Source organism: Sphingobium sp. GW456-12-10-14-TSB1, from assembly GCF_059424385.1.
Genome location: NZ_JBWKZI010000001.1, coordinates 1,146,192 through 1,171,497, shown reverse-complemented (window position 1 = coordinate 1,171,497; position 25,306 = coordinate 1,146,192). Strand labels below are relative to the sequence as shown.

The following is a 25,306-nucleotide window of genomic DNA, read 5'->3' as shown; positions in this document are numbered from 1 at the left end:
TCCTTACGCAGCGGTGGGCGGCTTGCCGATATGGCGTCCGGCGCGGGGGCGCAAGAGCGCGATCAGCGTCAGCGCACTGCCCAGTTGGGCCGCCGCCATATCTTTCTGCGCGTCCCAGACATCGCCTTGCTGGCCATTATAATAGTCAGCCGTCTCGCCAGCCGCGACGACCGTAAGCAGCCATTCGAATATTTCGTAGAGCGCGCTGCCCAAACCGATAGCGGCGAAGGCGAAGGTCAGGCTCCATCCGTGGCGCAAGCCACCGAAGCGATGCGCGCTTTGCGCCAGAGGCATCGTAAGCAGCGCGCCGAACGCAAAATGAACCAACCTGTCATAGCCGTTGCGCGACGTCCCGAACAAGGATGACAAGTCGTGCCCTGCCAACGCCCGCGCCCAATCATCATAGGGCACATAGGAATAGATCCAGCGCGCGCCGAGTGTATGGAGTAGAAGAAAGAGCCAGATGCACGCAACAGCGCCGTTGGATAACGGCCAGCGTCGAAGCAGCCAGGGCGCGGTAGCGATCAGCGCAATGGTTGGCCCATGTTGTAGTGGCGCAAGTTCAGGATAGGGCTGGGCGATGTTGGCGAGGCCGATCGCCATGATCAGCGAGAGGATCATCCGGCGCTGCGCAACAGGAACAGCGTTCCAGAGAGCGGCAGCGCCGGAGATCATGGGGTCGTCACCCCTTCTTGAGGTGACGGCGGCCCAGCAGTTCGGCGATCTGCACCGCGTTCAGCGCCGCACCCTTGCGCAGATTGTCACTCACGCACCAGAGCGTCAGGCCATTGTCCACGGTCGAATCCTCACGCACGCGGCTGATGAAGGTCGCGAAGTCGCCGACACATTCGATCGGCGTGATATAGCCGCCATCCTCGCGCTTATCGACCAGCATGATGCCGGGCGCTTCGCGCAATATGTCCTGCGCTTCCTTGGCGGAAATTTCATTCTCGAACTCGATGTTGATCGCTTCGGAATGACCCACGAACACCGGCACGCGCACGCAGGTGGCGGTCAGCTTGATCTTGGGATCGAGGATCTTCTTGGTTTCCGCGACCATCTTCCATTCTTCCTTGGTCGAACCATCGTCCAGGAAAACGTCGATATGGGGAATGACGTTGAAGGCGATCTGCTTGGTGAACTTCTTCGGCTCCGCCGGATCACCGACGAAGATGTTGCGCGACTGCTCGAACAGTTCGTCCATGCCCGCCTTGCCCGCGCCGGACACCGACTGATAGGTGGATACGACCACGCGCTTGATGGTCGCGGCGTCATGCAGCGGCTTCAGGGCCACCACCATCTGCGCGGTCGAGCAGTTGGGGTTGGCGATGATGTTCCGCTTGGTATAGCCGTCGATCGCGTCCGGGTTCACTTCGGGCACGATCAGCGGCACGTCCGGGTCCATGCGGTACAGCGAACTATTGTCGATCACGACGCAGCCGGCTGCCGCCGCCTTGGGCGCATATTCGGCGGTAGGGCCGCTGCCCGCCGCGAACAGGGCGATGTCCCAGCCGTTAAAGTCGAAATGTTCGATATTCTGGCATTTGATCGTCTTGCCGGTTTCACCGAAATCGACGGCCAGACCCTGCGACCGCGACGATGCGACCGCGGCGATCTCGTCAATCGGGAACTCGCGCTCGGCGAGAATGGTCAGCATTTCGCGGCCCACATTCCCGGTGGCACCTACGACGACGACCCTGTAACCCATGACTGAACACTCCACTCCGATGCAGATATTGCGGAGTGGGCGGCATAGCGGCGTTGCGTCATTTGTCCAGTGGCAAGCCCTTTGTTGCGCGAAAGGTCAGCTTTTCCCGCTGGACGTTGCCGCGATGCCGCAACGCCCTTTGCCGCCTGTCTCCTATGGTTTGGCGGCGTCGGGCGCTATCCCGCGCCGGGCCAGAAAATCCTCGATCGTGCGCCACAGATGTACGCTGATCCCCGGCCCGCCGACGCGGTGGGTCTGGCCGGGATAGACCATCATCTCGAACGGCACCGCCGCGCCCTGCATCTTGGCCATCAGGGCAGTGGCATTGTCGAACACCACATTGTCGTCCGACATGCCGTGGATCAGCATCAACGGATCACTGATCTTCACCGCCTCGTCGATCGCGCCTGATGCCGGATAGGCGCTGGGCTTGTCCTGCGGCATCCCCAGATAGCGTTCGGTGTAATGGGTGTCGTACAACTCCCACTTCGTGACTGGCGCACCCGCCACGGCCGCCGCGAAAACGCCCGGTGCCTTTTCCAGCAGCTTCAGCGACATATAGCCGCCATAGGACCAGCCATAGGTCGCGATCCGCTTGGGATCGACGAACGACTGGGCCTTTAGCCAATCCACGCCCGCCAGTTGATCCGTCACCTCGACCGTCCCCATCGCGCGATAGAGATGATCCTCGAACGCCTTGCCGCGATCGGGCGTGCCACGATTGTCGACCGCAAAGACGATCCAGCCGCGGTCGACCAGATACTGGTTCAGCGCGCCGGACCATGTGTTCGTCACCTGCCGCCCGCCGCCCGGCCCGCCATAATGGATCATGAACACCGGATAGCGCTTTCCCGGCTCGATCGGCGGGGTCATGATCTTGGTATACAGCGTCGTTCCGTCCGCCGCCTTGATCGTGCCGAACCGGGTTTTGACATGGCTCGCCAGATAGGGCGCATAGGGATGGTCGCCCTTCAGCGCATTTTCGGACAGCCACTGCAATTGCTTGCCGCTATTGTCGGCCAGATAGACCTGCTTGGGCTGATCGCTATTCTGGCGCGTGATGACGGCGCGGCTGGCGGCGGCGTCCATCACCGCGTCATTCCACCAACCGCTGGCCGTAATCTGGCGCGCGGCAGCCGGTCGCGTGATGGGGGCACTGTAAAGCTGCTGTTCCAGCGGTGTTTCGCGATTGCCGGTGAAATAGGCCAGCCCCGCTTTTTCGTCGACCGCCACCAGCGTCTTGACCTCCCAGTCGCCACTGGTCAGCGCCGTCCATTTGCCGTCATGGACGCGGTAGAGATGGCCATGGCCGCTCTTTTCGGACCACCACAGGAAATCGCCACCCGACAGGGGATGGAAATTGTCGCTCAGGTTGATCCAGCTTTTGGCCGTTTCGCTCAGAATGACCTTGGCCTTGCCGGTCGCCGGATCGACCGCCAGCAGGTCGAGCCGCTTCTGGTCGCGCGCTTCGCGCTGGACATAGAGGGTGCGGCCATCCTTCGCCCAGTCGACCCGCGCCAGATAAATGTCCCGATCCGATCCCAGATCGACCTTCACCTGGCCCGATCCGTCCGGCTTCATGACATAGAGGTCGACGATCGCATTGGGCGTCCCGGCGGCGGGGTAACGCTGCTGATAGACCGTCGTGCCCTCCCCGCCAATTGCGGTACGGGTGACGATGCCGACCGGGCTTTCATCGACCCGCGCAACCGCAATCAGGCTGTCGTCGGGCGACCACCAATAGCCGGTGCGCCGGTCCATTTCTTCCTGCGCGACAAATTCGGCAACGCCCCAGCTGACCGTATCGCTGGCCCCTTGCGTTACCTGCCGTTCCGCACCGCCGATCGGCTGTACGAAGAGGTTGCCGCCGCGCACGAAAGACACGAAACCGCCTTTGGGGCTGACAACGCCATTCAATTCGCCGTCAGGCGTATCGGTCAGCCGCTGCACCTTGCCATCCAGCGCAGCAAGATAAAGGTCGCCATCGACCGGCACCAGGATGCTCTTGCCATCCGGCGACCAGTCATAGCTGGTGATTCCGGTGCTCCCAGCGACGGAGCGGTCGCGTTCGCGCTGCATCTTTTCCGCTTCGGATAGCGCCGCGCCGCTGCCGGTCTTGCGCGAATCGACCAGCATCCGCTGCTTGCCGGTGCGCGTGTCGATCGCCCACAGGTCCAGCCGCTCCTTTTCGTCGGCGCGCGGTTTGAGCAAGGTAACGAGCGTACCGTCCGGCGACAATTTTAGCGCCCGCGGCTGCGGTCCTGCCAGGTCGGGGCTGGCAAAAACTCTCTCGAGCGTCAGCTTTTCCTGCGCGATGACAGGCGCGGTGGACAGCATCAGCAGCACGCCAAGCGCTGCGCCGGATTTCAGATAGGGCGGCATCGACATCCTTTCACGTCGGCGACCGTGCAGGCCACCGGATCAAGGGCAATGATTAGCCCCATGAGACTGAAAAGATCAATGCAGGGAAATAATCTGTCCCGTCCATGGCAGCCAAGCCATGGTGGGCGCGGTAGGGATTGAACCTACGACCCCACCCGTGTGAAGGGTGTGCTCTACCACTGAGCTACGCGCCCCCTTTCGGGAGGAGGCGGCCATTGGCATCGCTGGCGCGCCCTGTCAAGCGCGGCAGTATGGGCGCGTGCAAATTGCGCCTTTGCACGGCATCGCCCAAGCGCTTAAAATGATTATGCCGCAAATATGGAGTGATGAATTAATGCGTAAGGCGCTGTTTCTGGCCATTCTGGCTACGTTGGCCGCCTGCAACACTGTGCAGGGCGTAGGACGCGATATCGAATCTGTTGGTCGGGCCGGCAAAGAAGTGATGCACTGACCGATCGACAGGATATTATTGCAGGACGCGGCCGATGGCTGTCGCGTTTTTGCGCAGCCGGACGCCATCACATTCCGGTTCGCCACAGTTGCATGCTTCGATCGTATAGCGCACGCCACACATGACCAAAATGTCGTGATCGAAACTATAGTTGGAAATGCCCGCGCGCTCGACCTTTTCCTGAGCTCTGGCCTTGAGAGTCATGCGCGTTCTCCCATGAATGCGGACGCCAATAATTGATGGTGCAATGCACAATGTCAATTGATCGACATTTGTTCCTGAACGGTTTGTAAGAATATTGTCGCCAAAATGCCACGCTTCGTCGTCGCTGTTCAGGCGACTTGCACCACAAAGCACAGCGTCCCATATGCCGCTTCATGAATGACCATAACAGCAACAGCATGCCGGTCTGGCATGGCACCACCATCATGTCGGTCCGCAAGAATGGGAAGGTCGTCGTCGCTGGCGACGGTCAGGTTTCGATGGGCCAGACGGTGATGAAACCCAATGCCCGCAAGGTTCGCCGACTGCATGACGGCAGCGTCATTGGCGGCTTTGCCGGCGCCACCGCCGACGCCTTCACGCTGTTCGAGCGGCTGGAAGCGAAGCTGGAGCGCCATAATGGCCAATTGATGCGATCGGCGGTCGAACTGGCCAAGGATTGGCGCACCGACAAATATCTGCGCAATCTGGAAGCGATGATGATCGTCGCGGACAAGGATGTGACGCTGATCCTGACCGGCAATGGCGACGTGCTGGAACCCGTGAATGGCGTGGCCGCGATCGGCTCCGGCGGCAACTTCGCCCTCGCCGCCGCCCGCGCGCTGGTCGATTATGAGGCAGATGCGGAAACGCTGGCGCGCAAGGCCATGGCCGTGGCGGCCGACATTTGCGTCTATACCAACGATCAGCTCACAATCGAGACGCTGGACAGCGCCGCTTAACCTCCCTCCCGTTTGCGGGAGGAATTTTGGGGAGGGCGCGTAATCAGCCATCCCCGACATGCCCTCCCCTAACCCCTCCCTGAAGGGCGGGGAAAAGGACTGAAATGAACGACAATCTGACACCTAAAGCCATCGTCGCCGCGCTCGACGCGCATATCATCGGCCAGCATGACGCCAAGCGCGCTGTGGCGGTCGCCCTGCGCAATCGCTGGCGGCGGCAACATCTGCCCGACGACTTGCGCGATGAGGTAACGCCCAAGAATATCCTGATGATCGGGCCGACCGGCTGCGGCAAGACGGAGATCAGCCGTCGCCTTGCCAAACTGGCGGATGCGCCCTTCGTCAAGGTGGAGGCCACCAAATTCACCGAAGTCGGCTATGTCGGCCGCGATGTCGAACAGATCGTCCGCGATCTGGTCGAGGAAGCGGTGCGCCTGGAAAAGGACCGACGTCGCGAGGCCGTGCGCGAAGCCGCGTCGGAAGCCGCGATGGGCCGCCTGCTCGACGCACTGACGGGCAAGGAAGCCAGCGAAGCCACGCGCCTGTCCTTCCGCCAGAAGATCGAACAGCATCAGATGAACGATGTCGAGGTTGAGGTGGAAGTCGCCGACAGCCCTTCCATGCCGATGGAAATCCCCGGCATGGGTGGTCAGGTCGGCATGATCAACCTGTCCGACATGATGTCCAAAGCCTTTGGCCAGCAGCAGAAGAAGCGCCGCAAGATGCGGGTCGCCGATGCGTGGGACAAGCTGGTCGAGGAGGAGCAGGACAAGCGCCTGGATCAGGATGATGTCGCCCGCGTCGCCATCACGAGTGCGGAACAAAATGGCATCGTGTTCCTTGACGAGATCGACAAGATTGCAGTCAGCGACGTGCGCGGCGGCTCGGTCAGTCGCGAGGGCGTGCAGCGCGACCTGCTCCCGCTGATCGAAGGCACGACCGTTTCGACCAAATATGGTCCGCTCAAGACCGACCATATCCTGTTCATCGCGTCCGGCGCCTTCCACGTCGCCAAGCCCAGCGACCTGCTCCCCGAACTTCAAGGCCGCCTGCCGATCCGCGTCGAACTCAAGGCGTTGACCGAGGAGGATTTCGTGGCGATCCTGTCGGACACCAAGGCGAGCCTGGTGGCGCAATATCGCGCACTGTTGGCGACCGAGGAGGTGACGATCGACCTGACGCCCGAAGGCATCCACGCCGTTGCGCGCATCGCTGCCGAAGTAAATAGCGAGGTCGAAAATATCGGCGCCCGCCGCCTTCAGACCGTGATGGAAAAGCTGCTGGAGGATGTCAGTTTCGAGGCGGAAGATCGTCGCGGCGAAACGCTGGTGATCGACGCTGCCTATGTCGAAAAGCAGCTCAATGCCATCGCGCACGACACGGATCTGAGCAAATATGTCTTATGATACATTGCCGGGGATTAGCGCGACTGGGAGAAATTCGCCGCGCTCAGCCATGGCTTGCAGCGTCAGTGCACCGCGAACTGAAAAATGGTAGCCATTGCCGAAATAGGGTTCTGAATCGTCATAACCCACATCCGTTCGTTTCGAGCGTAGTCGAGAAATATAGCACAGCGCTGGCGGCTTCTCGACTACGCTCGAAGCGAACGGAGGTATTTTGTCTGCCGAAGCTCAATAACTCCGCCCGACCAGTACGCGTTCGACCGCCTTCTCCCCGGTGAATATGCATGTCCCGTCGGCGGGGTCGGCATCATTGGGCACATTGCGCAGTGTCAGCTTCTCGCCCTTGAGCCACTGCACCACCTTCTCCAGCGCCTCGCCGGTCGGCTTGGCCCATTGCACCAACGCCCAGCCGGGCTTGGCGCTGGCGGCGAAATAGGCCTTTAGCGCTTCAATGTCGGTGATCGACCGGTCGATGCTGCCATCCAGTCTGGACTTGGCATCCGCGAACAAGGACGCCTGAATTTCGGTCAGCATGCCGGTGGCGCCGGCGACGAAATCGTCCCTGGCGACAATCTGGCTGTCGAGCTTTCCGTCGGCGCGATAGAGCCGGTCGCGCCGGATCACCGACACATTACCGCCCGCCACGTCGCGGCCACCGACTTCGATCACGATGGGTGCGCCTTTCTTGACCCAGCCCCAGCGCTTGGTCGCTGCCTTGGCCGCACGACGGTCAAGCAGCGCGCGCACGGGTTCGCGGAACACGTCCAGCGCATTGAGCTGACCGACCAGATCGGCGCAATAATCCACGATCGCGGCATCCTCGTCCGTGTCGCGCAGCATCGGCACCACGACCACCTGATAGGGCGCAACGCGCGGCGGCACGCGCAGTCCGTCATCGTCACCATGGACCATGATCAGCCCGCCGATCATCCGGGTGGACATGCCCCAGCTGGTCGTCTGCGCCAGTTCCTGCTGCCCTTCGGCATTCTGGAACTTGATATTCTGCGCTTGGCTGAAGGTGGTGCCCAGGAAGTGCGAGGTGCCGGCCTGCAACGCCTTGCCGTCCTGCATGATCGCTTCGATCGAATATGTCGCGACCGCGCCGGGGAAGCGCTCATTCTCCGGCTTTTCGCCCGCCACGACGGGCATGGCGACGCAGTCTTCCGCAAAGCTGCGATAGACTTCCAGCATCTTCATCGTCTCTTCCATCGCCTCTTCGACGGTGGCGTGGGCGGTATGGCCCTCTTGCCAGAGAAATTCGGTGGTGCGCAGGAACATGCGGGTGCGCATTTCCCAGCGGACGACATTGGCCCACTGGTTGATCAAGACGGGCAGGTCACGCCAGGACTGGACCCAACGGCTGAACGCCGCGCCGATCACCGTTTCCGACGTCGGGCGCACGACCAGCGGCTCCTCCAGCTTGGCTTGCGGATCGGGAATCAGCTTGCCGTCCTTCTGGATCAGCCGGTGATGGGTGACGACCGCCATTTCCTTGGCGAAGCCGTCGACATGCTCGGCTTCCTTTTCGAAATAGCTCAAGGGGATGAACAGCGGGAAATAGCAGTTCTCATGGCCCGTCGCCTTGATCTGTGCGTCAAGCAATGTCTGGATGCGTTCCCAGATGCCATAGCCCCATGGCCGGATGACCATGCAGCCGCGCACGCCGCTTTCTTCGGCAAGGTCCGCTTCGGTAATGACGGCCTGATACCAGGCGGAGAAATCCTGTTCGCGGGTGACGGAAAGGGCGTGTTTCACAGAGATGGCTTGCCTGCTGTAGGGAATGGATCGGCGCGCAATAGGCCATGCGCGCTATCCCCGTCCAGCCCCGACGCGCATTGATGTTCAGCCGATGGCGACGCCCATTTTTTCAAGCCATGCGCGGGCTTGCTTTGGCTCGCCCGGCGCATCCGATGCCACCGGGCCGCGGGCGGCAAGAAAGGACTGGTGCAGCGCAAACGGCTCCAGCCCCAACTGATCGCGCAGGGCGTCGATGTCGGCGGCAAGTTCATCCAGTGCCGCGATGACAGGCGCAGTTCTGGCGCGGGCCTGTCGGTCAGGCTTATGGTCGAACAGGCCCCAAACCCCGCCAGCGGCCGTTTGAAGTGCTGCGATCAACGCGGCTTCATAGTCGGCTTCCAGCTCGGCCCGCCTTACGTCCAGCCGTTCGAGCCGGTCAGCCTTCGCCATGGGGTATCAGCCCAGCTTGTCGATCTTCGCGTTGAGCGCGGCGAGTTGCGCCTTCAACTCGGCGATCTCGTCATCCTTGTCGGCTTCCGCGGGAGTCGTGCCCGGAACGCCCGGAACACCGGGCATCAGCCCGCCTGCCCCCTTGAAGGCGCTGGTCGCGGCCTCGAACATCTGCATGTTGCGCTTGGCGATCTCGGCCAGCGGGCCGCCGCCGAACGCACCCTGCATCGCTTCCTGAAACTGCAACTGGTTCTTGCGGAAAGCGTCCATCGACGCTTCGAGATATTGCGGCACCATCGACTGCATCGAATCGCCATACATGGAGATCAACTGGCGCAGGAAGTTGACGGGCAGCATATTTTCGCCGCGCTGTTCTTCTTCCATGATGATCTGCGTCAGGACATTGTGCGTGATGTCCTCGCCGCTCTTGGCATCGACGACCACGAACTCGCGGCCCTCGCGCGTCATTTGCGACAGGAGATCAAGGGTGATGTAACTGGAGGTTTCGGTGTTATAAAGCCGCCGGTTAGCGTATTTCTTGATAACGACCGGCTCTGATTCATTAGCCGCTTTAGATTTGGCCATGGACACCTCTCCCGCACCTGCACAATCCTTATTAGCACAGGGCGTTGCCGCACCGCAACATGGCCCGAGGCCTTTACCCCTTTTTCTCAATATTTTATGGCGCGAAACAGAGGACGATCCCGAACTGCGCAAGCGCGCGTTCGTCGGTTTGCGCCGCTATCAGCAGGCAAAGCGCCCCGCCCCGCCGCCTGCCCCGGCCAGCATGGTGCAGGTCGGCAGCGCCCGGTTGCTGCGTTATGGCGTTGAAAATGGCCGCGCTCCGGTGGTTTTCGTGCCCTCGCTCATCAATCCGCCGCAAGTGCTGGACCTGTCGGAGCGCCGATCTTTGCTGCGCCACATGGCCGCAGCAGGACATGATGCATGGCTGGTCGACTGGGGCGCTCCATTGGCCGGTGACAGAGCAATGGGGCTTGAAGGGCATGTCACCGACCGGCTCTTGCCGCTGATCGCGGCGCTGCCGCGACCGCCCATCATCGTGGGCTATTGCCTGGGAGGAACGCTGGCGATGGGTGCGGCGATGCTGCGCCCCGTTCAGGCAGTCGCAACCATTGCCTCGCCCTGGCGATTCGATGGCTTTGCCGATGCCGACCGGCAGGAGATCAGTGCTTTGTGGCGCGGCGCGAAACCGATGTGCGATCGACTGGGCTATGTTCCGATGGAGGTGCTGCAATCGGGCTTCTGGGCGATGGACCCGGCGCGCACGATCCGCAAATTCGCCGTCTTTGCCGATGCCGCGCCGGGTTCCGACGGGGAGCGGGCGTTCATGGCGGTGGAGGATTGGGCCAATGGTGGCCCCCCGCTGACCTTTGCTGCGGGGCGCGACCTGTTCGACGATCTCTATGCCGGTAACGCCAGCGGACAAGGACGCTGGACCGTTGGTGGACAGACGGTCGATCCGCAGGCGCTGACCTGCCCCACCCTGTCGATCCGTTCCACGACCGACCGGATCGTCCCCGCCGCCGCCTCGGCCGAATTGGCTACAGACTGGCAATTGAAACTGGGGCATGTCGGCATGGTCGTGGGTGGGCAGGCGCGCGAAACTCTGTGGCTTCCCCTGTCCCAATGGCTTTCCAGCCATGGCGGATGATGCTATGTGCGCCTGCGAAAAGAGACCCCAATAATAGAGGATCGAGCCTTTGTCAGATATCGTCATTACCGCCGCCAAGCGCACGGCCGTCGGCAGCTTCATGGGCGCGTTCGGATCGACTCCGGCGCATGAACTGGGCCGTCAGGCAATCATCGCCGCGCTGGCGCAGGCCGGGGTCGCGCCCGACGAAGTGGACGAAGTGATATTGGGCCAGGTGCTGAGCGCCGGTCAGGGGCAGAATCCGGCGCGTCAGGCCGCCATCAATGCCGGCATCCCGGTCGAGCGCACGGCGATTGGCATCAACCAGCTCTGCGGATCGGGCCTGCGCGCCGTCGCACTGGCGGCGCAGGCGATCCGTGCGGGCGATGCCAGCATCATGGTGGCCGGCGGGCAGGAAAACATGTCGCTGGCCCCCCATGCGCAATATCTGCGCGCGGGCAGCAAGATGGGCAATGTCAGCCTGGTCGACACGATGATCCATGACGGCCTGACCGACGCCTTCAACAATTATCATATGGGCATCACCGCGGAAAATCTGGCGGAGAAATATCAGATCAGCCGTGAAGCGCAGGACGCTTTCGCGGTGGCCAGCCAGAACAAGGCCGAAGCCGCGCGTGCAGCGGGGCGCTTTGCCGACGAGATCGTGCCGGTCACGATCAAGGGCCGCAAGGGCGACACGATTGTCGATCAGGACGAATATATCCGCGCTGGCGCGACCATCGAAGCGATGGAAAAGCTGAAGCCTGCATTCAAGAAGGACGGCAGCGTCACTGCCGCCAACGCCAGCGGCCTGAATGACGGCGCCGCCGCGCTGGTGCTGATGACTGCCGATGCCGCCGCCAAGCGCGGCGCGACGATCCTGGGCCGGATCGCGGGTTTTGCGACCTGCGGCGTCGACCCTTCGATCATGGGCATCGGCCCCGCGCCTGCCAGCCGCAAGGCGCTGGAAAAGGCGGGCTGGGCACTGGCCGATGTCGACCTGATCGAAGCCAATGAAGCCTTCGCGGCGCAGGCGCTGTCGGTCGGGCAGGAACTGGGCTGGGATGCGTCCAAGGTGAACGTCAATGGCGGCGCGATCGCCATCGGTCATCCGATCGGTGCGTCGGGCGCGCGGGTGCTGACCACCCTGTTGTATGAAATGGCCAAGCGCGACGCGAAGAAGGGTCTGGCGACGCTATGCATCGGCGGTGGCATGGGCGTGGCGATGTGCATCGAACGCTGACCGCCTGAGACATTGAAAATGGCCGTCGCTCCAGCAAAGGGAGCGGCGGCCTTTTTCGTGTCAGGCTTTGCGCGGCGCGCTACGACAGCGGTCGGAACAATAGACGACATTGTCCCAGTCCCGCGCCCACTTCTTGCGCCAGGCAAAGGGGCGCTGGCAGACCGGGCAGGTCCTGGTCGGCAGATCGCGCTTCGCTACGCCGCGTGGCATGGGCAATCCCCGGCTGTTTCAGGCGTCGAGCGGGCGGTCCTTCGTTTCCGGCAGCGCGACGAGACAGGTGATAAGCGCCAGCGCCACGACAGCCAATGTGTACCAAAGCCCGGCATAGGGATCACCCGTGCGCGCCACGATATACTGGCTGACGAGCGGCAGGAAGCCGCCGAAATAGCCAGTCCCGATATGATAGGGGATCGACAGCGAAGAATAGCGGATGCGCGCCGGGAAATATTCCGACAAGAGCGCCGCCACTGGGCCATAGGTCGCACCCGATAGCGTCCAGAGCAGCAGCAGCGCGCCGAACAGCAGCATCGCGCGCGGCCAGTCCGGGGTTACGGCGCCGCTGGGGTAGCCCCCGGCCTTCAACGCCGCATCAAGGCCGTCGCTACTAAGGTCCGTGACCTGCAAATCGCCGATCTGCACCGCAGGCGCGGGCGCGGCCTGCTTGTCATAGGGGATGCCGCGCTTGGAAAAATGGTCGAGCAATTTGCCGCAGGCGGTCGGCTGTACCTTGGCGAAGGGATCGAACACGCAATCCGGGCCGCGCACCACGACAGGCGAGCGCGCGCCTGCCTCCACCAGCGCGGGGTTCGCGGTCGCGCCCATGAATTGGTAGAGCGGCATCAACAGCAGCAACACCAGCGCATAGCCGATGACGATCGGTTTCTTGCGCCCCACCCGGTCGGACAGATGGCCGAAATAGACGAAAGCCGCCATGCCCGCAAAGGCGCTACCCCCCACCAGCAATTGCGCGATGCCGGGGGAGACATGCAGGCCATTTTGCAGGAAATAGAGCGCCTGGAACATCACCGTATAGGCAATGACGGTAAAGCCCGCCGCGATGCCGATCATTGCGACCAGCATCCGCTTTCGGTTGCCGGGATAGGTGAAAGCCTCCTTGATCGGGTTTTTCGATTGGGCGCCTGCCTTCTTCATGGCCGTAAATACCGGGCTTTCGCGCAGCATCAGCCGCATCCACAGCGATATGCCGAGCAGCGCGAGCGAGAAGATGAAGGGCAATCGCCAGCCCCAGTCCGCCCAGATGTCCGGCCCGACGATTGCCTGCGTACCGACCACGACGATCAGCGACAGGATGAAGCCGCCGATCACTCCCGCCTGAATGAAGCTGGTGTAAAAGCCGCGTCGGCCGGGAGGCGCATGTTCAGCGACATAGATGGCCGCCCCGCCATATTCGCCGCCAAGCGCCAGTCCCTGGGCGATGCGCAGCACTATCAGGATGATGGGCGCGGCGATGCCGATGCTGGCGGCTGACGGCGTCAGGCCGACCCCGGCGGTCGCGACGCCCATCAGGATGATCGTGGCAAGGAACGTATATTTGCGGCCAAGCCTGTCACCCAGATAGCCGAACAATGCCGCGCCGATCGGACGGAAGGCGAAGCCGATCGCAAAGCCCGCCAGCGTATAGAGCAGTTCGACGGTGGGATTGTCGGTGGGAAAAAAGGTGCGCCCGATGATCGGCGCAAGGACGCCATAGATGTAGAAATCATACCATTCGAACACGGTGCCGAGCGCCGAGGCGGTGATGACCAGCCGGTCGCGCCTGACGTCCATCACATAGTCACTGCCGACCGCTCCGTTCATCCCCTGCCCCCCTTAACTTCGCACTTTTCCCGGCAATCGTGATATTGTGTTACCCGATCCGGCAACTAAATTTCCAACATCGCGCGACGCGACCGCCTGCATCGACCCTGCGCAACACAGGGTCGATATGGCATGAAGCAGGGGCAATAGGACAGGCAAAAACCTGTGTCAGCGTCGCAGTTGCAGCGTCACCAGCAGGACATGGTCGACATCATCGGCGCGACCGCGATTTTTGACATATTGATTGAGATAGCCGACCTCCATCGTCGACTTGCCCGCCAGCGGCAGTTCCAGCCCGGCAAAGCTGCGCAGCCGGTCAAAGCCGTCGCGCGCGCCCCAATCGGTATCGTTAAGGGCAACGAATCCTTCCGCATAGGCCAGCGCCGACACGCCCCCCGACCTCTCCGTCAACGGCACTGCCAGCCGGATCATCTGCCGCAGCCGCCACCCCATATCGTCGCCACTCGACACCCAGCGCTGTTCCAGCCGCGTGCGGGAAGAGAGCGGCCCGCGCGCAACCTTGCCAAGCGACCAGTTGATCTGCTGGAAGCTGCGATGCTCGCGCGTTTCGCCGCCACCCGATTGCGGCGTGCGGACATAGGCATAGCCCTGAAAGACGGTCAGCCGATCGGACAGTTTGACGCCGATCGCCGGACGCAGCAGCATCTGGTCCAGCCCGCCCATATCCCTGCCAAAGCGGGACTGGATTTCGGCAAAATAGACGATGTCGCCCGAAACCGGCCCCTGCGCGATAGCCTGGAGCCAGATTTGCTCATCCTCGGCGGCGTGGGCCGGCAGCGCGGCCATGGCGGCGCACAGGGCGAAAAGGCCGAAGATCGTCTGTCGCAGGCTGCTCATCCGGGGCTGCTAGGCGAAGGATCGGGGCCGGGGCAAGGCGTGACAGCGCGGCGAAACATAAAATAACAAAGGGCGATCATGGTCCTTGCACGCCCGCTGCCGAAATCCTGCTCCCGCAACCGTAGAGGAATCGCATATGAGCTTTCGCCATCCCTACAACGTCATCCTGAACTTGTTTCAGGATCCATCGCGCCCCAAAAGCTGCCGCTCGTGACGAGAAATGGATGCTGAAACAAGTTCAGCATGACGAAGGAAAATGAGGCGCGTTTTATCTGCGATAGCCCTACCCCGCGGGGAACGAGGAACCTTGCTCAACACGCCAATTCCGGTTTGCAAACCATGACAAAGGGCCGCCCAGCCTGAGCGGAGCGGCCCTCTATTGCAGCGATGCGGCGTGCGCCTATTCCATTTCGAGGATGATGGCATCGACGGCCAGGCTGTCGCCCTGCGCCGCCGACACGCTCTTGACCACGCCCGCTTTCTGCGCGCGCAGGATATTTTCCATCTTCATTGCCTCGATCACGGCCAGCGGCTGCCCTGCCTCGACCTTGTCGCCTTCGCCGACATGCAGTGCGACCAGCAGGCCGGGCATCGGGCAGATCAGGTAACGCGACAGGTCCGGCGGGATCTTCTCGATCATGTGCGCAGCATAGCGTGCAGCATGGGCGGGCAGGATGCGCAGCTTGTGGCTGGCCCCATGGCAGGTCAGCACAAAGCCGGCGCGGACCGGCGCAATGCGGACGGCCAGTTGCTCGTCGCCAAACTCCGCCTCGATCAGGCGATCGCCCGGCGTATATTCCAGCGCCATGTCGATGCTGACGCCATCGACGGTCACTTCGTCGCCGTCAATTTCGACGTCATGGGTCGCGTCGCCGATCTTGACCTGCCAGCCGGTCGGGGGGCTAAGGCGCTTGCCCAACTGTCCGTCGATCCGACGCGCCCGGTCGGCCTGCGCCATCGCCGCGAAGGCACCGATGGCGGACAGACGCACCAGCAGTTCGGGCGACGCAGGCGCGCCCTGGAACCCGTCAGGATATTCCGCCGCAATGAAGCCGGTGGTGATGTTGCCCGACCGGAACCGTTCATGCTGCATCAGCGCGGACACGAAATCGATATTATGCCCCGGCCCCTCAATCTCGAACTTGTCGAGCGCCTCGATCTGCTTGTCGATCGCTTCCAGGCGCGTGGGCGCCCAGGTGATCAGCTTGGCGATCATGGGATCGTAGAACATGGAGACCTCGCCCCCCTCCTCCACGCCGTCATCGACGCGGATCAGCGCGCCACTTTCATCCGCGCCGGTTTCGGGCGGATTGTAGCGGATCAGGCGCCCCGTGGACGGCAGGAAGCCGCGATAGGGATCTTCGGCATAGACGCGGTTTTCGACCGCCCAGCCGTTGATCTTCACATCGTCCTGCGTGAAGGCCAGCTTCTCGCCATTGGCGACACGGATCATCTGTTCGACCAGGTCGACGCCGGTGATTTCCTCCGTCACCGGATGCTCGACCTGAAGCCGGGTGTTCATTTCCAGGAAGTAGAAACCGTCCCCGGTCTTGTCCTCGCCCGACACGATCAGTTCGACCGTGCCTGCGCTGAAATAGCCGACCGCGCGGGCCAGAGCGACGCACTGCTCGCCCATCTTGCGGCGCATTTCGGGGCTGACGAACGGCGACGGCGCTTCCTCGACCACCTTCTGGTGGCGGCGCTGGATCGAACATTCGCGTTCGTTCAAATAAACGATATTGCCATGCTGGTCGCCCAGCACCTGAATTTCGATATGGCGCGGGCTTTCAATGAACTTTTCGATGAACACGCGATCGTCGCCGAAGCTGGCAAGCCCTTCGCGCTTGGTCGCTTCAAAGCCTTCGCGAACATCCTGTTCGGAATAAGCGAGGCGCATCCCCTTGCCCCCGCCGCCAGCGGACGCCTTCATCATCACCGGATAGCCGATCTCGTTGGAGATTTTGACGGCATGTTCGGTGTCGTCAATGACGCCGACGAAGCCGGGAACGACATTGACGCCTGCTTCGAGCGCCAGCTTCTTGGACTCGATCTTGTCGCCCATCGCCGCGATGGCATTGGCGGGCGGGCCAACGAAGATGATGCCCTCCGCGTCCAGCGCGTTGCGGAAGCTTTCGCGTTCGGACAGGAAGCCATAGCCGGGATGGACCGCGTCGGCGCCCGTCTGCTTGCAGGCCGCGATGATCTTGTCGGCGATCAGATAGGATTGGGCGGCGGGCGACGGGCCGATATGCACGGCTTCGTCGGCCATCAACACATGCGGCGCGCGCGCATCGGCATCGGAATAGACCGCCACGGTCTTGATGCCCATTTTCTTGGCCGTGCGCATGACACGACACGCAATTTCGCCACGGTTCGCGATCAGGATCTTGGTGATTGCCATTCTATTTCCTGTCCCAGTCCTTGCTCTAAACTCCGTTCGGTTCGAGCGTGTCGAGAACCGCTTCCCGACCTCGCTCGAGCCGAACGGATGATTTCAGTCTCCGTGCATGAACATGCCCAGATCGACCATCATCCAAAAAACCGCTGCCAGAACTGCGATGGCGACCGCCAAGCATCCCAAATAGCGGATCACTCCTATTCAGCCGCCTCCAGCTCAACCTTTACCTCGGCTTGCATCGGCACGACGCCCAGCTTCGCGAACAGTGCCGCGTCGGCATTGTCGCCCGCATTCGCAGTCGTCAGCAGCTTGTCGCCAGTAAAGATGCTGTTGGCGCCCGCCATGAAGCAGAGCGCCTGACATGCATCCGACATGCTCTCGCGCCCCGCAGACAGGCGCACCATGCTTTCCGGCATCACGATCCGGGCGACGGCAACCGTCCGCACAAACTCGATCTCGTCGATCTTGGCGAGCGGCGTGTCGGCCAGCATATTGCCCAGCACGGTGCCCTTGACCGGCACCAGCGCGTTGATCGGTACGCTTTGCGGATGGGTGGGCAGCACGGCCAGGGCGTGCAGGAAGCCGACGCGGTCCTCGCGCGTTTCGCCCATGCCCACGATTCCGCCCGAACAGACGTTGATCCCCGAATTGCGGACATTTTCGAGCGTTTCGAGGCGATCGTCGAAGGTCCGGGTGGTAATCACCTTCTCATAATGTTCGGGCGAGGTGTCGATATTATGGTTGTAATAATCGAGGCCAGCGTCGGCCAGCACCTTGGCCTGGCTTTCGCTCAGCATGCCCAGCGTCATGCAGGTTTCCATGCCCATCTGGCGCACGCCCTTCACCATCTCGACGATGGCGGGCATGTCCCGCTCCTTGGGATTGCGCCATGCCGCGCCCATGCAGAAGCGGGAACTGCCCGCATCCTTTGCCTGCGCCGCGGCCTGCATGACCGCCTGCACGCTCATCAGCTTCTCGGCCTTCAGGCCGCTCTCCGCCGACGCCGACTGGTTGCAATAGCCGCAATCTTCCGGACAGCCGCCGGTCTTGATCGACAGCAGGGTGGAAAGCTGCACTTCGTTGCGCGGGAAATTCGCGCGATGGATCGACTGCGCCTCGAACATGAGGTCGTTGAAGGGCAGATCGAACAGCGCGGCGATTTCGGCGCGGGTCCAGTCGGTGCGGGCGGTGATAGCCGTCATGGTCACTCCCCGCCTCCGTTCGCTTCGAGCGAAGTCGAGAAGCCGGAAGCCGCGTGCCAATGTTTCTCGACTACGCTCGAAACGAACGGCTGTTGGGTGCGGATCAGGATGAAGAGATTGTTCAAGCAGCGTCCTCCAGCCCGGCAGGGGGCATGTTGTGGCCGAGGAGGCGCAGCACGTCGGCGGCGCATTCCACGACATTGGAGCCCGGTCCATAAATGCCCTGGACGCCCGCGTCACGGAGGAAGTCATAATCCTGCGGCGGGATGACGCCGCCAGCGATCACCTTGATGTCGTTGCGACCCGCTTCGCGCAGCTTGGCGATGAGGTCCGGGATCAAGGTCTTGTGGCCCGCCGCAAGCGAGGATGCGCCGACGACATCGACGCCGCTGTCGAGCGCCAGCACCACGGTTTCGTCGGGCGTCTGGAATAGCGGTCCCGACACGACGTCGAACCCCATGTCGCCGAACGCGGACGCGATGACGTTGGCGCCCCGGTCATGTCCATCCTGCCCCATCTTGGCTATGAGGAGTTTGGGTTTGCGACCGAGGCGCCGCTCGACGGCCTGCACGCCGTCGAGTACCTGTTGCCAGCGGCTGTCGCCTTCATAAGGCGCGCTATAGACGCCCTTCACCGGCGTCGGCTGGGTTCCGTAGCGATCGAAGCTTTCTTCCATCGCCGAAGAGATTTCGCCCAGCGTCGCGCGGGCGCGGGCGGCCTCCACGGCGAGGGCAAGGAGGTTGTTGTCAAGACTGGACGGCCTGGCTGCGCCATCGCGCAACGCCTGCAATGCGGCTTCGCATTTGGCGCTGTCGCGTTCCGCCTTCACCCGGTTGATCCGGGCGATCTGCCCTTCGCGCACCTTGGCGTTGTCGACTTCCAGCGTTTCGAGCAGATCCTCGTTCGCCAGCCGATATTTGTTGACGCCCACGATCACGTCGTCGCCGCGATCGACCCGCGCCTGACGCGCTGCCGCTGCGGTTTCGATCATCGCCTTGGGCCAGCCAGCCGCAACGGCCTTCGCCATGCCGCCTTCGGCCTGCACCTTTTCGATGATCGCCCAGGCTTCGTCGACCAGTTGCTGGGTCAGCGCCTCGACATAGTAGGAGCCGCCCAGCGGATCGACCACCCTGGTCATGCCGGTTTCTTCCTGGATCACGATCTGCGTGTTGCGCGCGATCCGGGCGGAAAAGTCGGTGGGCAGTGCGATCGCTTCGTCCAGCGCGTTGGTGTGGAGCGACTGCGTGCCGCCCAGCATCGCGGCCATCGCCTCGATCGTGGTGCGCATGACGTTGTTGTAGGGGTCTTGCTCGGTCAGCGAGACGCCCGACGTCTGGCAGTGGGTACGCAGCATCTTGGAGCGCTCGTCCTTCGCGCCCAGCTGCGTCATGGCGCGATGCCACAGCACGCGCGCGGCGCGCAGCTTCGCGATCTCCATGAAGAAGTTCATGCCGATGGCGAAGAAGAAGCTCAGGCGACCGGCAAACTTGTCGATGTCGAGACCCGACGCGACGCCATATTTCACATATTCCATGCCGTCGGCGATGGTGAAGGCCAGTTCCTGCACCTGCGTCGCGCCGGCTTCCTGCATATGATAGCCGGAAATGGAGATGCTGTTGAACTTGGGCATCTCGCGGCTGGTATAGCCGAAAATGTCGCTGATAATCCGCATCGATGGTTCGGGCGGGTAGATATAGGTGTTGCGGACCATGAACTCCTTGAGGATGTCGTTCTGAATGGTCCCGTCGAGCAATTTGCGCTCGACGCCCTGTTCTTCGCCCGCAACGATGAAGAAGGCCAGGATCGGGATGACCGCGCCGTTCATCGTCATGCTGACCGACATCTTGTCGAGCGGGATGCCGTCGAACAGGATCTTCATATCCTCGATCGTGTCGATCGCCACACCCGCCTTGCCAACGTCGCCCGTGACGCGCGGATGATCGCTGTCATAGCCGCGATGGGTGGCCAGGTCGAACGCGACCGACAGCCCCTTCTGCCCGGCGGCCAGATTGCGGCGGTAGAAGGCGTTGGATTCCTCCGCCGTCGAAAAGCCCGCATATTGGCGGATGGTCCAGGGGCGGCCCGCATACATGCTGGCCTTCACGCCACGGGTGAAGGGCGCAAAGCCGGGCAGGCCGGGATCGGCGGTCACATCGTCGGCGGTATAGAGCGGCTTGACGGCGATCCCTTCCGGGGTCTGCCAGGTCAAATCCTTGCCCTTCACTTCCTTCGCGGCAGCGGCGGCCCATTGGTCCAGTGTCGGCTTGTCGGTCATCTAATCCATCCCTTTCCTCGCCCCGGAGGGGAGAGGATACGCAGGCTTGCCAGCTTGTCTGGCTAGCCGAAGTTGGAGAGGGGGTTCGACCCATCGGGCGTCGCGCCCCCTCTCCGCTGCGACTAAGGGTCTGCTGCGCAGCCCCCAAGTCTCGCTGCCTCCCCCCGCCGGGGGGAGGCTTAAACCGTCAATGTGCCTCCTTCGGCGTCTCCATGATCTCGGTCAGCACCCCGTTCATATCCTTGGGATGCACGAAGAAGATCAGCGTGCCATGCGCCCCGATGCGCGGTTCGCCGAGCACCCGCGCACCCTTCGCCTCGAACCAGGCCTTGGCTTCGAGAATGTCGGGCACCTCGTAGCACATATGATGCTGCCCCCCGGTCGGGTTCTTGGCGATGAAGGCGGTGATCGGCGAACTTTCATCGAACGGCTCGATCAACTCGATCTGCGTCCCCGCCGTCCCATTCTCGCCCGGCGTATCGACAAAACACACCTTCACCCCCTGCGCGGGCAGGTCGAACGGTTCATGGATCTTCGTCGCGCCCATCACATCGCGATAATAAGCGATGCTCTTTTCCAGGCTGGGCGTGGCGACGCCGATATGGTTGAGACGGCCGAGTTTCATATTTTCACCTTATCGCGCGCGAAATTCCGTAGGATAGTTAACTGAAGAACAACTGCCGGGAGAAAGGATTGCAATTAGGATTCCGATTCCGATCGAAGCAATCCACACCATCCCGAATGCCGCACCAATGATGTTGCCGACGCCATGAAAAAAACGAGAAATGATATTCGGTCTTACAGGATTCACTTGAGTTGCAGGTTGGGCTTTTCGATACTCCGCCCTGCGCTTGTCAGCCCAAGCTTCAAATTTTTCATCACGGCTTTCCAACGCCCTACTCACAGCGGAATATTGTCATGCTTCTTCCACGGATTCTCCAGCGCCTTGTTGCGCAGTTTCCGCAGGCCCAGCGCGATCCGCTTGCGGGTCGAGTGCGGCTGGATCACCTCGTCGATGAAGCCCTTTGATGCGGCCACGAACGGGTTGGCGAAGCGCGCTTCATATTCCGCGGTGCGCTCGGCGATCTCGTCCGCCGTCTTGCCGCGGAAGATGATCTCGACCGCGCCCTTGGCCCCCATCACCGCGATTTCGGCGGTCGGCCAGGCATAGTTCAGGTCGCCGCGCAGATGCTTGGACGCCATGACGTCATAAGCGCCGCCATAGGCCTTGCGGGTGATGATGGTGATCTTGGGCACCGTCGCTTCGGCATAGGCGAACAGCAGTTTGGCGCCATGCTTGATGATGCCATTATGTTCCTGCGCCGTGCCCGGCAGGAAGCCCGGCACGTCCACCAAGGTCACGATCGGAATGTCGAACGCATCGCAGAAGCGCACGAAGCGCCCCGCCTTCTTCGACGAATTGATGTCCAGCACGCCCGCCAGCACGAAGGGCTGGTTGGCGACGATGCCGATCGTGCGTCCTTCGACACGACCAAAGCCGCAGATGATATTGCCTGCGTGCGCTGGCTGCACTTCGAAGAAGTCGCCTTCATCCACGATCTTGCGGATGAGTTCGTGCATGTCATAGGGCTGGTTCGCATTGGCGGGGATCAGCGTGTCGAGGCTCGGTTCGATCCGGTCCCACGGGTCCGCGCTCGGCCGCTCCGGCACCGGCTCCTTGTTCGACGCAGGCAGGAAGTCCACGAAATCGCGCACCGCCAGCAGCGCTTCGAGGTCATTTTCAAACGCCACGTCCGCAACGCCCGACTTGGTCGTGTGCGTCACCGCGCCGCCCAGTTCTTCCTGCGTCACCACCTCGTTCGTCACCGTCTTGACCACGTCGGGGCCGGTCACGAACATGAAGCTTGAATCCTTCACCATGAAGATGAAGTCGGTCATGGCAGGCGAATAGACAGCCCCGCCCGCGCACGGCCCCATGATGACGCTGATCTGCGGCACCACGCCCGACGCCAGCACATTGCGCTGGAAAATCTCCGCATAGCCCGCCAGCGACGCCACGCCTTCCTGAATCCGCGCGCCGCCGCTGTCATTCAGGCCAATGACCGGCGCGCCGACCTTCAGCGCCATGTCCATGATCTTGCAGATCTTCATCGCGTGCCGTTCGGACACCGCGCCGCCGTAAACCGTGAAATCCTGGCTGAACAGGAACACCAGACGGCCATTGATGGTGCCGGACCCGGTGACCACGCCGTCGCCGGGGATATGCGCCTCATCCATGCCGAAATCGGTGCAATTATGTTCGACATACATGTCGAGCTCTTCAAAGCTGCCTTCGTCCAGCAACACCTCTATCCGCTCGCGCGCCGTCAGCTTGCCCTTGCCATGCTGCGCGTCGATGCGGCGCTGGCCGCCGCCCATGCGCGCGCCTTCGCGCTTGGCTTCAAGCTGTTCGATAATGGCGAGCTTCGACATAGGCATATCTCTCCGGTCAGGGTGCGGACCTGTTGTGACGCCCTTTTCCCGCGATTGCGATTTTTCGCAAATGTAAATTTGCTAATTTGCAAATCACGACTTCGCAAATTAGGGATGGGCAAATCCAGTCTATGGGTTTGTGCAGGGGGTGTATAGTGGCACGCGGCAACCGTATCTTTGCAGGACCAAAGCTGCGTCAGTTGCGCCTTGACCATCGCATGGACCAGGCGACGATGGCGCAGGCGCTGGGCATATCCGTGTCCTATCTGTCCCAGATGGAAAATGACGATCGCCCCCTGACCGCCAAGGTCAAGGCGGCGCTCGCCAATGCCTTCCCGACCGACTGGGCGAGTTTCGACGCGCGCGAGGATGAGCAGATGCTGGGCGCATTCACCTTCGCGCTCAGCCATCCCGAACTGCCCGGCGTCGCGCTGGAGCCGGAGCGGATCGAGAAATTGCACCTGCAATTTCCCGAATTCGCGGCGCGTTACCTCGATCTCTACAACGCCCATATCCGCGCCAATGAACGCATCAACATGATCGAGGAAGCGATCGCCAACGACAGCACGGTGCAGGCGCGGCTGCCATGGGAGGCGGCGCGCGACTGGTTTCATGAAGCGGGCAATTATGTCCACTCTCTCGACTGTCTGGCCGAGGATATGGCCGCCAGCTTTACCGCCGGGCAGGCGCTGGACGAGGGCATGCTGGTCGAAGCGCTGGCTCGGCGGCACGGCATCGAGACGCTGATCGCCGATACGCCCGACAGCGCGTTGCGATCCTATAGCGCGCCGGACCGACGCCTGTTCATCAACGCCGCGCTGCCGACCGAGAGCCGCAAATTCATGCTCGCGCACCAGCTGATGATGCTGGAGGGGCAGGCCGTCATCGCCGATGTCGTGGCAAAGGCCGCGCTGCCGGTGGCCGGGGCTGATCGGTTGCTGGCGATCGGCCTTGGCAATTATGCCGCTGGCGCGCTGCTGTTGCCCTATGCGCCGTTTCGGGAGGCGGCGCGGGTGATGCGCCACGACATCGACCGTCTGGCCCGCACCTTTGGCGTGAGTTTCGAGCAGGCGTGCCACCGCCTGTCCACGCTGCAACGCCCCGGCCTGCGCGGCATCCCCTTCTTCTTCTGCCGCGTGGACATGGCGGGCAACATCACCAAGCGCCACAGCGCCACCCGGCTGCAATTCGCCCGTTTCGGCGGCGCCTGTCCGTTGTGGAACGTGCATGAAGCGGTCGCCATCCCCGACCGGATCAACGTGCAACTGGGTGAAACGCCCGATGGGGTGCGCTATGTGTCGATGGCGAAGGGGCTGGTAAAGCCATCGGGCAGCTACAGCCGCACGCCGCGCCGCTTTGCCGTGGTGCTTGGGTGCGAGACCGCCCATGCGGCGAATTTCGTCTATGCCGACGGACTGCGACTGGAGGATGAGGGCGCGGCGACGCCCATCGGCATCACCTGCCGCCTCTGTTCGCGCCAGAGTTGCGACCAGCGCGCCTTTCCGCCCGCCGACCGGCCGATCCATGTCGACCCGGACAATCGCCAGATCGTCCCCTATTGGATCGGGTGAAGCCAGCCTGCGGAAAGCGGCCCTGTCGATCGTCTGGGCAAGGCATTAGAGAGGCATGATGACTCACGGCGCACTGATCGACCCGGCGACCAACGCCATTCAGACTATGATGGCAAGACAAGGCTATGCGCGCCTGTCGGGGGCCGAAACCTTCGCGCAACTGGGCGTGGGCGTGGCCGAATGGCATGCGTTTGCCGCCAGCTGGAACGATCTGGGGCCGGATCTCTATATGGCCGATGGCGGGCGCTACCGCCGCCGTCGCCACGCGACCTTCCGCTACGAAGCGGGCGATTTCATCCGCCAGCCGCACCAGCCCCATTATCAGAGCCGGGACTATAATCCGCTCAATGGCGATGTGCAGCGCTGGTTCGATCCGGTCGAACAGGCCACGATCGACAGTCCCGTCTGCCGCGCCATCTTCGCCTTCTGCGCGGCGCAATTCCCGATGAACGGCACCGCCCATGTCGAAATGCACCAGTTCCGTATCGAGGCGCGGCCCGGAGAAGTCGGCCGCCCCACGCCCGAAGGATTGCATCGCGACGGGGTGGATCATGTCCTGGTGATGCTGGTCGAACGGCGCAACGTGCGGGAAGGCGTGACCCGGATCGGCGCGCCAGACGGCACGCCGCTGGGCGAGTTCATGCTGGCCGATGCGGGCGACGCCATGCTGATCGACGACCGGCGGATATTGCATGGCGTTACGGAAATCCATGCGGTCGATGACAACCAACCGGCCTGGCGCGATGCGCTGGTGGTGACGTTCGTCCAGGCCTGAATGTTCC

Annotated in this window: 24 protein-coding genes and 1 tRNA gene; 7 read left to right on the top strand and 18 right to left on the bottom strand. The window is 62.4% G+C overall.

Translation table 11 applies throughout. The annotated features are described in order from the left end of the window. Positions 1-3 precede the first annotated feature (3 nt). The 4 genes from AC07X9_RS05705 to AC07X9_RS05690 form a co-directional block, all read right to left on the bottom strand. Complete coding sequence (locus AC07X9_RS05705; RefSeq protein WP_017184419.1) at positions 4-675, bottom strand: DUF2238 domain-containing protein; 672 nt, start codon at positions 673-675, stop codon at positions 4-6. 7 nt (positions 676-682) lie between these two features. Continuing rightward, complete coding sequence (locus tag AC07X9_RS05700; RefSeq protein WP_017184420.1) at positions 683-1,708, bottom strand: aspartate-semialdehyde dehydrogenase; 1,026 nt, start codon at positions 1,706-1,708, stop codon at positions 683-685. Positions 1,709-1,861: 153 nt separating this feature from the next. Beyond that, positions 1,862-4,090, bottom strand: coding sequence for a S9 family peptidase (locus tag AC07X9_RS05695; RefSeq protein ID WP_026002627.1), 2,229 nt, complete (start codon positions 4,088-4,090; stop codon positions 1,862-1,864). A 119-nt stretch (positions 4,091-4,209) separates the two neighbouring features. Next, positions 4,210-4,284: transfer RNA gene (locus AC07X9_RS05690), tRNA-Val, on the bottom strand. Between the two features lie 140 nt (positions 4,285-4,424). Here AC07X9_RS05690 and AC07X9_RS05685 point away from each other — a divergent pair. Continuing rightward, the gene (locus tag AC07X9_RS05685; protein WP_026002628.1) at positions 4,425-4,541 is read left to right on the top strand and encodes an entericidin A/B family lipoprotein; all 117 of its coding nucleotides are present in this window, start codon (positions 4,425-4,427) and stop codon (positions 4,539-4,541) included. Positions 4,542-4,556: 15 nt separating this feature from the next. Here AC07X9_RS05685 and AC07X9_RS05680 read toward each other — a convergent pair whose 3' ends face one another. Further along, positions 4,557-4,745 (bottom strand): hypothetical protein, encoded by a 189-nt coding sequence (locus tag AC07X9_RS05680; protein ID WP_017184422.1) that lies wholly within the window; start codon positions 4,743-4,745, stop codon positions 4,557-4,559. A gap of 173 nt (positions 4,746-4,918) precedes the next feature. Here AC07X9_RS05680 and hslV point away from each other — a divergent pair, with 173 nt between their 5' ends. Together hslV and hslU are read left to right on the top strand one after the other, a co-directional pair. Beyond that, entirely contained in the window at positions 4,919-5,485 is a 567-nt protein-coding gene (hslV, locus tag AC07X9_RS05675; RefSeq protein ID WP_017184423.1) for an ATP-dependent protease subunit HslV, read from the top strand. A gap of 104 nt (positions 5,486-5,589) precedes the next feature. Continuing rightward, positions 5,590-6,891 (top strand): ATP-dependent protease ATPase subunit HslU, encoded by a 1,302-nt coding sequence (gene hslU / locus AC07X9_RS05670; protein WP_017184424.1) that lies wholly within the window; start codon positions 5,590-5,592, stop codon positions 6,889-6,891. Positions 6,892-7,116: 225 nt separating this feature from the next. Here the strand turns inward: hslU and proS are convergent, their stop codons facing one another. From proS to phaR, 3 genes are all read right to left on the bottom strand, one after another. Beyond that, positions 7,117-8,643: a proline--tRNA ligase gene (proS, locus tag AC07X9_RS05665; protein ID WP_017184426.1), complete on the bottom strand. Its 1,527-nt coding sequence runs from the start codon at positions 8,641-8,643 to the stop codon at positions 7,117-7,119. A gap of 87 nt (positions 8,644-8,730) precedes the next feature. Next, on the bottom strand, positions 8,731-9,075 hold the full coding sequence (locus tag AC07X9_RS05660) for a hypothetical protein (RefSeq protein WP_017184427.1): 345 nt from the start codon (positions 9,073-9,075) through the stop codon (positions 8,731-8,733). A 6-nt stretch (positions 9,076-9,081) separates the two neighbouring features. Beyond that, a complete protein-coding gene (gene phaR / locus AC07X9_RS05655) occupies positions 9,082-9,660 on the bottom strand; it encodes a polyhydroxyalkanoate synthesis repressor PhaR (protein WP_017184428.1) in 579 nt (192 codons plus the stop codon). On the opposite strand from phaR, the gene AC07X9_RS05650 reads away from it, so the two are divergent. After that, a complete protein-coding gene (locus AC07X9_RS05650) occupies positions 9,659-10,747 on the top strand; it encodes an alpha/beta hydrolase (protein WP_241763692.1) in 1,089 nt (362 codons plus the stop codon). The two genes, phaR and AC07X9_RS05650, sit on opposite strands and share 2 nt — an antisense overlap. A 49-nt stretch (positions 10,748-10,796) precedes the next feature. After that, positions 10,797-11,969 (top strand): acetyl-CoA C-acetyltransferase, encoded by a 1,173-nt coding sequence (locus AC07X9_RS05645; protein ID WP_017184430.1) that lies wholly within the window; start codon positions 10,797-10,799, stop codon positions 11,967-11,969. 60 nt (positions 11,970-12,029) lie between these two features. Here the strand turns inward: AC07X9_RS05645 and AC07X9_RS05640 are convergent, their stop codons facing one another. The 10 genes from AC07X9_RS05640 to AC07X9_RS05595 all read right to left on the bottom strand — a co-directional run bounded on the left by AC07X9_RS05640 (position 12,030) and on the right by AC07X9_RS05595 (position 22,953). Continuing rightward, positions 12,030-12,179, bottom strand: a complete 150-nt coding sequence (locus tag AC07X9_RS05640; RefSeq protein WP_081490961.1) for a DUF2256 domain-containing protein — start codon at positions 12,177-12,179, stop codon at positions 12,030-12,032. Between the two features lie 18 nt (positions 12,180-12,197). Next, positions 12,198-13,787, bottom strand: a complete 1,590-nt coding sequence (locus tag AC07X9_RS05635; RefSeq protein ID WP_086485643.1) for an MFS transporter — start codon at positions 13,785-13,787, stop codon at positions 12,198-12,200. Positions 13,788-13,955: 168 nt separating this feature from the next. After that, positions 13,956-14,645, bottom strand: a complete 690-nt coding sequence (locus AC07X9_RS05630; protein WP_017184432.1) for a DUF2490 domain-containing protein — start codon at positions 14,643-14,645, stop codon at positions 13,956-13,958. A gap of 400 nt (positions 14,646-15,045) precedes the next feature. Next, positions 15,046-17,046, bottom strand: a complete 2,001-nt coding sequence (locus AC07X9_RS05625; RefSeq protein WP_086485642.1) for an acetyl-CoA carboxylase biotin carboxylase subunit — start codon at positions 17,044-17,046, stop codon at positions 15,046-15,048. Between the two features lie 194 nt (positions 17,047-17,240). Further along, positions 17,241-18,245: a biotin synthase BioB gene (bioB, locus tag AC07X9_RS05620; RefSeq protein WP_017184435.1), complete on the bottom strand. Its 1,005-nt coding sequence runs from the start codon at positions 18,243-18,245 to the stop codon at positions 17,241-17,243. A 2-nt stretch (positions 18,246-18,247) separates the two neighbouring features. Then, positions 18,248-18,370 (bottom strand): hypothetical protein, encoded by a 123-nt coding sequence (locus AC07X9_RS05615; RefSeq protein ID WP_254908050.1) that lies wholly within the window; start codon positions 18,368-18,370, stop codon positions 18,248-18,250. After that, positions 18,367-20,520: a methylmalonyl-CoA mutase gene (scpA, locus tag AC07X9_RS05610; RefSeq protein WP_017184436.1), complete on the bottom strand. Its 2,154-nt coding sequence runs from the start codon at positions 20,518-20,520 to the stop codon at positions 18,367-18,369. Before scpA ends, AC07X9_RS05615 begins: the two co-directional genes overlap by 4 nt. 187 nt (positions 20,521-20,707) lie before the next feature. Beyond that, entirely contained in the window at positions 20,708-21,145 is a 438-nt protein-coding gene (gene mce / locus AC07X9_RS05605) for a methylmalonyl-CoA epimerase (protein ID WP_017184437.1), read from the bottom strand. A gap of 9 nt (positions 21,146-21,154) precedes the next feature. Continuing rightward, positions 21,155-21,412: a hypothetical protein gene (locus AC07X9_RS05600; RefSeq protein WP_140159569.1), complete on the bottom strand. Its 258-nt coding sequence runs from the start codon at positions 21,410-21,412 to the stop codon at positions 21,155-21,157. 8 nt (positions 21,413-21,420) lie between these two features. After that, on the bottom strand, positions 21,421-22,953 hold the full coding sequence (locus AC07X9_RS05595) for an acyl-CoA carboxylase subunit beta (RefSeq protein ID WP_017184438.1): 1,533 nt from the start codon (positions 22,951-22,953) through the stop codon (positions 21,421-21,423). A gap of 155 nt (positions 22,954-23,108) precedes the next feature. Here AC07X9_RS05595 and AC07X9_RS05590 point away from each other — a divergent pair, with 155 nt between their 5' ends. Further along, a complete protein-coding gene (locus AC07X9_RS05590; protein WP_026002632.1) occupies positions 23,109-24,524 on the top strand; it encodes a helix-turn-helix domain-containing protein in 1,416 nt (471 codons plus the stop codon). A 58-nt stretch (positions 24,525-24,582) separates the two neighbouring features. Further along, a complete protein-coding gene (locus tag AC07X9_RS05585) occupies positions 24,583-25,299 on the top strand; it encodes a 2OG-Fe dioxygenase family protein (RefSeq protein WP_026002633.1) in 717 nt (238 codons plus the stop codon). Positions 25,300-25,306: the final 7 nt, after the last annotated feature.

What these genes read in the sequence shown, in the direction of transcription:
- AC07X9_RS05705 (WP_017184419.1), bottom strand. Translation starts at nt 675, where the DNA reads ATGATCTCCGGCGCTGCCGCTCTCTGGAACGCTGTTCCTGTTGCGCAG.
- hslV (WP_017184423.1), top strand. Translation starts at nt 4,919, where the DNA reads ATGAATGACCATAACAGCAACAGCATGCCGGTCTGGCATGGCACCACC.
- AC07X9_RS05640 (WP_081490961.1), bottom strand. Translation starts at nt 12,179, where the DNA reads ATGCCACGCGGCGTAGCGAAGCGCGATCTGCCGACCAGGACCTGCCCG.
- AC07X9_RS05595 (WP_017184438.1), bottom strand. Translation starts at nt 22,953, where the DNA reads ATGTCGAAGCTCGCCATTATCGAACAGCTTGAAGCCAAGCGCGAAGGC.
- AC07X9_RS05695 (WP_026002627.1), bottom strand. Translation starts at nt 4,090, where the DNA reads ATGCCGCCCTATCTGAAATCCGGCGCAGCGCTTGGCGTGCTGCTGATG.
- AC07X9_RS05630 (WP_017184432.1), bottom strand. Translation starts at nt 14,645, where the DNA reads ATGAGCAGCCTGCGACAGACGATCTTCGGCCTTTTCGCCCTGTGCGCC.
- AC07X9_RS05680 (WP_017184422.1), bottom strand. Translation starts at nt 4,745, where the DNA reads ATGACTCTCAAGGCCAGAGCTCAGGAAAAGGTCGAGCGCGCGGGCATT.
- AC07X9_RS05635 (WP_086485643.1), bottom strand. Translation starts at nt 13,787, where the DNA reads ATGAACGGAGCGGTCGGCAGTGACTATGTGATGGACGTCAGGCGCGAC.
- AC07X9_RS05650 (WP_241763692.1), top strand. Translation starts at nt 9,659, where the DNA reads ATGGACACCTCTCCCGCACCTGCACAATCCTTATTAGCACAGGGCGTT.
- mce (WP_017184437.1), bottom strand. Translation starts at nt 21,145, where the DNA reads ATGAAACTCGGCCGTCTCAACCATATCGGCGTCGCCACGCCCAGCCTG.
- AC07X9_RS05585 (WP_026002633.1), top strand. Translation starts at nt 24,583, where the DNA reads ATGACTCACGGCGCACTGATCGACCCGGCGACCAACGCCATTCAGACT.
- hslU (WP_017184424.1), top strand. Translation starts at nt 5,590, where the DNA reads ATGAACGACAATCTGACACCTAAAGCCATCGTCGCCGCGCTCGACGCG.
- AC07X9_RS05660 (WP_017184427.1), bottom strand. Translation starts at nt 9,075, where the DNA reads ATGGCGAAGGCTGACCGGCTCGAACGGCTGGACGTAAGGCGGGCCGAG.
- AC07X9_RS05685 (WP_026002628.1), top strand. Translation starts at nt 4,425, where the DNA reads ATGCGTAAGGCGCTGTTTCTGGCCATTCTGGCTACGTTGGCCGCCTGC.
- bioB (WP_017184435.1), bottom strand. Translation starts at nt 18,245, where the DNA reads ATGACGGCTATCACCGCCCGCACCGACTGGACCCGCGCCGAAATCGCC.
- AC07X9_RS05700 (WP_017184420.1), bottom strand. Translation starts at nt 1,708, where the DNA reads ATGGGTTACAGGGTCGTCGTCGTAGGTGCCACCGGGAATGTGGGCCGC.
- AC07X9_RS05625 (WP_086485642.1), bottom strand. Translation starts at nt 17,046, where the DNA reads ATGGCAATCACCAAGATCCTGATCGCGAACCGTGGCGAAATTGCGTGT.
- scpA (WP_017184436.1), bottom strand. Translation starts at nt 20,520, where the DNA reads ATGACCGACAAGCCGACACTGGACCAATGGGCCGCCGCTGCCGCGAAG.
- phaR (WP_017184428.1), bottom strand. Translation starts at nt 9,660, where the DNA reads ATGGCCAAATCTAAAGCGGCTAATGAATCAGAGCCGGTCGTTATCAAG.